Source organism: uncultured Oscillibacter sp. (assembly GCF_947654275.1).
Classification (GTDB): domain Bacteria; phylum Bacillota; class Clostridia; order Oscillospirales; family Oscillospiraceae; genus Oscillibacter.
Map to the genome: position 1 here is coordinate 1 of NZ_CANTJS010000088.1, position 6,515 is coordinate 6,515.

General features: G+C 64.7%; 4 protein-coding genes. 2 read left to right on the forward strand and 2 right to left on the reverse strand.

Annotated elements, in window-relative coordinates:
- Window positions 1-409 precede the first annotated feature (409 nt).
- On the reverse strand, window positions 410-1,297 hold the full coding sequence (locus Q0063_RS14045) for a radical SAM protein (protein ID WP_297872587.1): 888 nt from the start codon (window positions 1,295-1,297) through the stop codon (window positions 410-412).
- Window positions 1,298-1,385: 88 nt separating this feature from the next.
- Window positions 1,386-2,618 (reverse strand): peptidoglycan-binding protein, encoded by a 1,233-nt coding sequence (locus Q0063_RS14050; RefSeq protein ID WP_297872588.1) that lies wholly within the window; start codon window positions 2,616-2,618, stop codon window positions 1,386-1,388.
- A gap of 85 nt (window positions 2,619-2,703) precedes the next feature.
- Here Q0063_RS14050 and Q0063_RS14055 point away from each other — a divergent pair, with 85 nt between their 5' ends.
- Together Q0063_RS14055 and Q0063_RS14060 are read left to right on the forward strand one after the other, a co-directional pair.
- A complete protein-coding gene (locus tag Q0063_RS14055) occupies window positions 2,704-4,281 on the forward strand; it encodes a S8 family peptidase (protein ID WP_297872589.1) in 1,578 nt (525 codons plus the stop codon).
- Between the two features lie 2 nt (window positions 4,282-4,283).
- The gene (locus tag Q0063_RS14060) at window positions 4,284-5,996 is read left to right on the forward strand and encodes a S8 family peptidase (protein WP_297872590.1); all 1,713 of its coding nucleotides are present in this window, start codon (window positions 4,284-4,286) and stop codon (window positions 5,994-5,996) included.
- Window positions 5,997-6,515 lie beyond the last annotated feature (519 nt).

The window sequence follows — 6,515 nt, forward strand, 5'->3', positions numbered from 1 at the left end:
AAGGAAGTCGACCGGAATTGGGAAGAGCTGCTGAAGCTCTGCGAGCTGTAAGCGTTCCGGCCATAAACAGACCGGTTCTGTTCAAAAATCTCTCCAAACGGCAAGGCCCCGCTGAAAGCGGGGTCTTGCCGCGTTCAGCGGGGGCCTGAATGTGGGGCCGCAGCGCAAAAAATCCATACAGTCAAAACCATGCAGCCTGCCGGAACTGTCTTCTGACCGTTTCGGCAGGCTGTGAAAGCGTTCGGAGTTCCCCAAAATGCAGAATTCCCGGCGGATCCGTCTGCGGGAGGCACGCCGTGTCCACCGGCAGCAGAGCCGCGGAGCGCTGCGTTTCGAGAGGGCCTTATCGAAATCACGGACGGTGTTTTGGGCGGTCTGCCGGGCCTGCTGCCTCCTTGCAGAACCGGCGTCAAAACAAACTCAGCTGTTCCGTTTCATAGCCCCGGCGGGACGCGGCGACGATCTGCCCCATGGAGGTGAGCAGACCCCGCCGGCTGCACTGCTCCCGGAACAGCTCCCACAGCTTCCGGGCCCTGGGGCTGGTGCATTGATAGCGGTTCCCATACCGCCGCCGGTACCGCTCCGGCAGGCCCTGGCCGGGAAAACAGGCCTCCAGCTGCCGGTGAAAGTACTCCCGCTGTCCCGCCCGGCAGGTCATTCCGAAGGCCGGGTAGATAAAGCGTGCGCCGGCGTCCGACGCCCGCTCCACAATGGCGGCGATATTCTCAGGACTGTCCTCCAGAAAGGGCAGGACGGGCATCATCAAAACCCCCGTGAACAGGCCGGCGGCGCTGAGCCGCTCCAGCGCCGCCAGACGGCGGGTGGGGGAGGGGGCGCGGGGTTCCAGCTTTGCCGCGAGATCATCGTCGCAGGTTGTGACCGTCAGCTTGCAGAGGACCGGCATGGTCCGGCTGATGGAGGACAGCACGTCGATGTCCCGGACAATCAGATCGCTCTTGGTATCGATGGCTGCGCCGAAATCATAGGCTTCCAGCAGCGTCAGGGCGTGCCGGGTGAGCAGTAGGTCTTTTTCAAAGGGATTGTACGGGTCGCTCATGGCCCCGGTGCCCACCACACCCCGCTTGACCCTGCGCTCCAGGTCATTCCGTACAATCCGCAGGGCGTCGGCCTTTGCCCTGACCTGGTCAAAGGAATCATTGCGGTAGCAGTCGCTGCGGCTGTCGCAGTAGATGCACCCGTGACAGCAGCCCCGGTAGAGATTCATGCTGTACTCCGTGCCGAACCAGCTGGAATCTCTGGTGCGGTTCACGATTGACTTCGCCGGGATATATTCCATCTGCGTACTCCTGTTCCGGCGTCCGTCCGGACAAGCCGTTTTTCCCATTGTACCCCCTGGGAACGCCGCCGTCAACAGGCAGACGTTCTCAGGACATGTTTGTTACCGCCACGAACACATTGGAAATCTCATACCAGGTCGCGAAATCCACGCTGCCCGTCTGAGGCATGTGGAAGACCTTCTGAAACTCCGTGACCGCCGCCTGAGTGCCCGGACCGTAGATGCCGTCTGCCGGGGTTTTTGGAATGGCGGGGAAGTTCTCTGCGATGCGGTTCAGCTGAACCTGAATGGTGCGCACGGCCTCGCCCTCGCTGCCCAGGGAAAGGACCTCGCCGCCGTAGGACAGGGGGACGCCCTCCACCTTCTCCGCGCTTTTCAGGTAGATGTCCGAACCGTAGTATTTCCGCAGGATGTCCATGGTGTCCCAGCCCTGTTCCGCCAGAGCCTGGGAGCCCCACTGGCTCAGGCCGCCGCACTGGGTGCGCCTGCCGTCGCAGTACTGGGTGAACAGGGGCTGGGCAATTCCCTCTTTGGTGACATAGGTGGTGAAGAGATCGTCCACCACCACGCCGATCTCCTCAAAAATGGTCCGGCCGTGGGAATAGGACTGGTCGAAGGCTGTGGAGTTGGTGACGGTGAAATCATAGCCCTTCCCCCGGTACCACTCCGTATAGACCCGGTTCAGGGTGAAGGAGAGAATGGCCAGGACATTGGCCTTGATGGCCTCCGTCCGCCAGGTGGAATAGATTTCGCTGCACGCCACGTTTTTGATGTAGTCCTTGAAGGGTACCCAGTAGTTTTGGGCCGACGTGTCCTCCGGCCTGCCGGCGTGGACCACGATGTACTCCGGAATCACCGGCTCCGGCAGAACCACCAGGCCCTCCGCCTCCGGCAGGGGCTTGACCGCGTCCTCCCGGGGCCGTGAGGAGGGCTCTCCCCAGAGGGCGTGAGGGGGCAGCAGGACGTTCCGCACGTTGAAGCCGCCGGCTCCCGACAGCGGCGCCCGCTGGATGGACCGGCCGGCGGGCATCAGCTCCACGCCGCCGATGTGGAGCGTCTGATAGCCCTCGGCGGAAATGGTGACGTTGTAGACGGCGTAGGGCCGCTGCTCCGTTGCGCTTTCCACTACGGACAGCTCCATGGGCGGCGCGGGCAGCTCCACAAAGGGCGTCTGGCCGGAGGAATCTGTGGTCAGCTCCTCCAGAACATTGCCGTTGGCCGGGTCGGTGACCCGGACGCGTGCGCCGGGAACGGGCTGGGGGGAATCCCCCGCGGTGACAAATACCTGTAAATCGCCTTTGTCCAGATAAGTTGGATTCATAAGCATGCTCCTCCTTTCCGTATACTATCCTATGCGGGCCGGGGGGAATGGTCTCTCCGCCTGCCCCGCGAAAAAGGAGGGACCTATGGAGTACATCGTCAAATACACAGGGGATATTTTTTCCCTGGGCTATCCCACGGAGCTGCTGGATGCCCAGTTTGCCATTCTGGATCTGGGGGACCAGGACCCGGAATACCTGCTGGAATACCCCCAGGTGACCAGCTTCGAGCCGTCGCGCCGCATCAGCGGCCTGGCCAGCCGGGAGGGAGGACCCATGGACCGGCAGAGCATGGACGCCGCCTGCATCCCGCCGGTCTGGCGGGAGTACGGCCTCACGGGCCGGGGGGTGCTGGTGGGTCTTGTGGACTCCGGGATTGATTTGAACCACCCGGAATTTCAGGGGGAGGAGGGGCGGAGCCGGGTGGTTGCCCTGTGGGACATGACGGCCCAGGGCACGCCGCCGGCGGGGTTCCGCAGCGGAGCGTTTTACTCCGAGGCCGAGATTGCCGCCGGCCAGGTTCCCGACACCATGAGCCAGAGCGGCCACGGCACCGCCGTCGCCGCCGTCGCCGCCGGGCGGAGCGGCGTAGCCCCCGGGGCGTCCATCGCCATGGTGAAGCTGCCCAGCGCCCGGACCACCGATATTATGCGGGCGGTGAAGTTCCTGCTGGACCAGGCGGAGGAACGGGGCATGCCCTGCGTCATCAACCTCAGCTACGGCACCAACTGCGGCTCTCACTGGGGGCAGACGCTGTTTGAGTCCTATATCGACCAGTCGGCCCAGCGGGGGCGGAGCGTGATTGTCTGCGCCGCCGGAAACGAGGGCTCCGGCGCCCACCATTACTATGGCCGCCTGACGGAAAATGGTGTTCTGGACGTGGAGTTTACCGTGTCCACCCAGCGGGAGCAGATCTGCCTTTCCCTGTGGAAGAACTTTATTGACGAGGCGGCTTTTGAACTGGTGCTGCCCAACGGCCAGGCCACAGGGCTGCTGCTGGAAGGGACCCGGACTCTGCGCTTCGGCTCTGTCCGGGCGGCGGTGTTCTACAGTGTGCCCACCCATTACAGCGTTTCTCAGGAAATGCTGTGTCTGCTGGACGGCCCGCCGGGCGGCATGGACGGCCTGTGGAAGCTCCGCTGCTACGGCGGAAGCATTTCGGACGGCCGCTTTAATGTGTGGCTGCCCACCATGGAGGAGGTGGGCGACCGCACCGCCTTCCTCCAGCCCACGCCGGATTTGACCATCACGCTTCCCGCCACGGCCATGTATCCCATCTCGGTAGGGGGCTTCCGGCCCGACACCGGGACGGTCAGCCCCTTTTCCGGTCGGGGCGTCCAGGACTGCGCGGGCCGGACCCTGCTGGACCTGGCGGCTCCGGCGGAGGGCGTCCGCTCCGCCAAGGCCGGAGGCGGCTATGACGCCTTCACCGGCACCAGCATGGCGGCGCCCTTTGTCTCCGGCGCAGCGGCGCTGATGATGGAGTGGGGAGTGGTCCGGGGGAACGACCGGCTGCTCTACAACCAGCGGGTGAAGGCCTTTTTGTGCAAGGGGGCCCTGAGAAGCGCTTTCCTCACGTATCCAAACGCCCAATGGGGCTATGGCCGGCTGAACCTCTGCGCCACGATGAACGATCTGGTCAATCATTTGGAAAGGGGGCTTTGAACATGCGGCTTTCGCCTGAGACGCTGGAGTTTATTCATGCGCCTGACACCGTGGATTTCGTCACCCGGGCTACGGACGCCTTTTTTGAGTATGCCCGCAGCTCCAACGAGGTTGTGGTGGGGCAGATGCTCTCCGGGTGCTACGTGCTGGCTTATGTCAAGGCTGAGAACTTCTATAAGCTGGGGGAGGCGCTGGGAGCGGCCTTTGTCAGCTCCGCTTCGGTGGTTCTGGGCCTGCTGGACCGGCCCGCCCTGGAGGCGGCGGGGGTCTCCCAGGTCCACCGCCAGCCCTATCTGAACCTGAAGGGCCGGGGGGTGCTGGTGGGCATTCTGGACACGGGCATCGACTATACCCAGGATGTGTTCCGCTATGAGGACGGCACCAGCAGAATCCAGTACATCTACGACCAGACTGCCCAGGGGGAGCCGCCCTCCGGCTTCCTTCTGGGCCGGGAGTACAGCAAGGCGGACATCGACGCGGCCCTGGCCTCCGGGGACCCCTACGCCCTGGTGCCGGAGCGGGACGAGAACGGCCACGGCACCTTCCTGGCCTCCGTGGCCGCCGGACGGGAGACGGAGGACTTTACCGGGGCGGCCCCGGACGCGGAGATCATCGCCGTGAAGCTGAAGAAGGCCCGGCCCTTCTACCGGGAGCGGTACTGCGTCCCGCCGGACCAGGAGGACGCCTATGAGTCCAGCGCCGTGATGCTGGGGGTGGAGTACATCCTGAAAAAGGCCAGGGAGCTGGGCCGCCCCGTGTCCATCTGCATCGGCCTGGGCACCAACGCCGGAAGCCACGACGGAGCCAGCGTCTTTGAGGAGTACCTGGGGAATGTGTCCATCCAGAAGGGTGTCTGTCTCAGCGTGGCGGCGGGGAACGAGGCCGAGGCCCGGCATCACACCGGCGGTGTTCTCCAGCCTGGGGAGCAGCCGGGACAGATTGATCTCAAGGTGGGGGACCGGGCCGGGGATATCTACATGGCCGTCTGGAATTCCGTGGCGGACCGGCTGTCCATCTCGGTGCGCTCTCCCTCCGGAGAGCTGGTGGGCCGGGTGCCCGCCCGGCCGGGGGCCATCCCCGCCGCCGATGTGAAGCTGGTTTTGGAGGCGGCCCGGGTGCAGATTGAATATCACTTTCCCGTGGAGAACAGCGGGGGGCAGCTCTCCATCATCCGCATTTTAGGCGCAACGCCCGGGGTGTGGACCATCCAGCTCCACGGGGACGTGCTGCTGAACGGGCAGTATCACGTATGGCTTCCCATTACGGGGTTCGTGTCGCCCACAGTGGAGTTTTTGTCGGCCTCGCCGGACTATACCGTCACCTGTCCCGCCACCGCCGTGGGGGTCATCTGCTGCGGGGCCTACGACAGCGCCGGGAAAAGCCTCTACGCCAGGAGCTCCCGGGGGCCCGCCTGGGGCGGGCGGGTTCTGCCGGATATGGTGGCCCCCGGCGTTGGGGTGGGGGGCATCTATCCCTATGGCCCAGGGCAGATGAGCGGCACCAGCGCGGCGGCGGCGGTGCTGGCGGGAACCGGTGCGCTGCTGCTCCAGTGGGGCATCCGGGAGGGAAACGACCCGACCATGGGGACCAATCAGATTCGCGCCTATCTCATCCGGGGCTGCCTGCGGCGGCCCGATATGGAGTATCCCAATAACCAGTGGGGCTATGGCTCCGTGCAGCTGATGCAGAGCTTCCACCTGATGCGGGAGCTGTGACTTCCTGGAGCGGAGACGGCTGAACATAGGGGCGGGACGCCGGAGAGAAACCGGCGTCCCGCTTTTTCCTTTTTTGCCTTTTTCCCTCCCTGCTTTTTGCCGCGGCAGGGCTTCCGGCGCAGCGGTGCGGAAATCCGCCGTCCGGCGCCGGAACCCGCCCGCCTCGTTTCCTGGCGGCACGTCCCCCCAAAAAAATTGCCGGGGCCTCCGGAAAACGGGCCGGAGCCCGGTCTGTCCTCCGGGAGCCCGGCGTCTCCGAAAAACCGGGCGGAGCCTGGTCTGTCCTCCGGGAAACTGGCGTCTCCGAAAAACGGGCCGGAGCCCGGTCCATCCTCCGGGAGCCCGGCGTTTCCGAAAGACGGGGCGGAGCCCGGTCCATCCTCCGGGAGCCCGGCGTCTCCGAAAGACGGGCCGGAGCCCGGTCCATCCTCCGGGAGCCCGGCGTCTCCGAAAGACGGGCCGAAGCCTAGAGGGTGTCTTCAAACAAACGCAGGACAAAATAAGGAAGCAGCAGTAAAA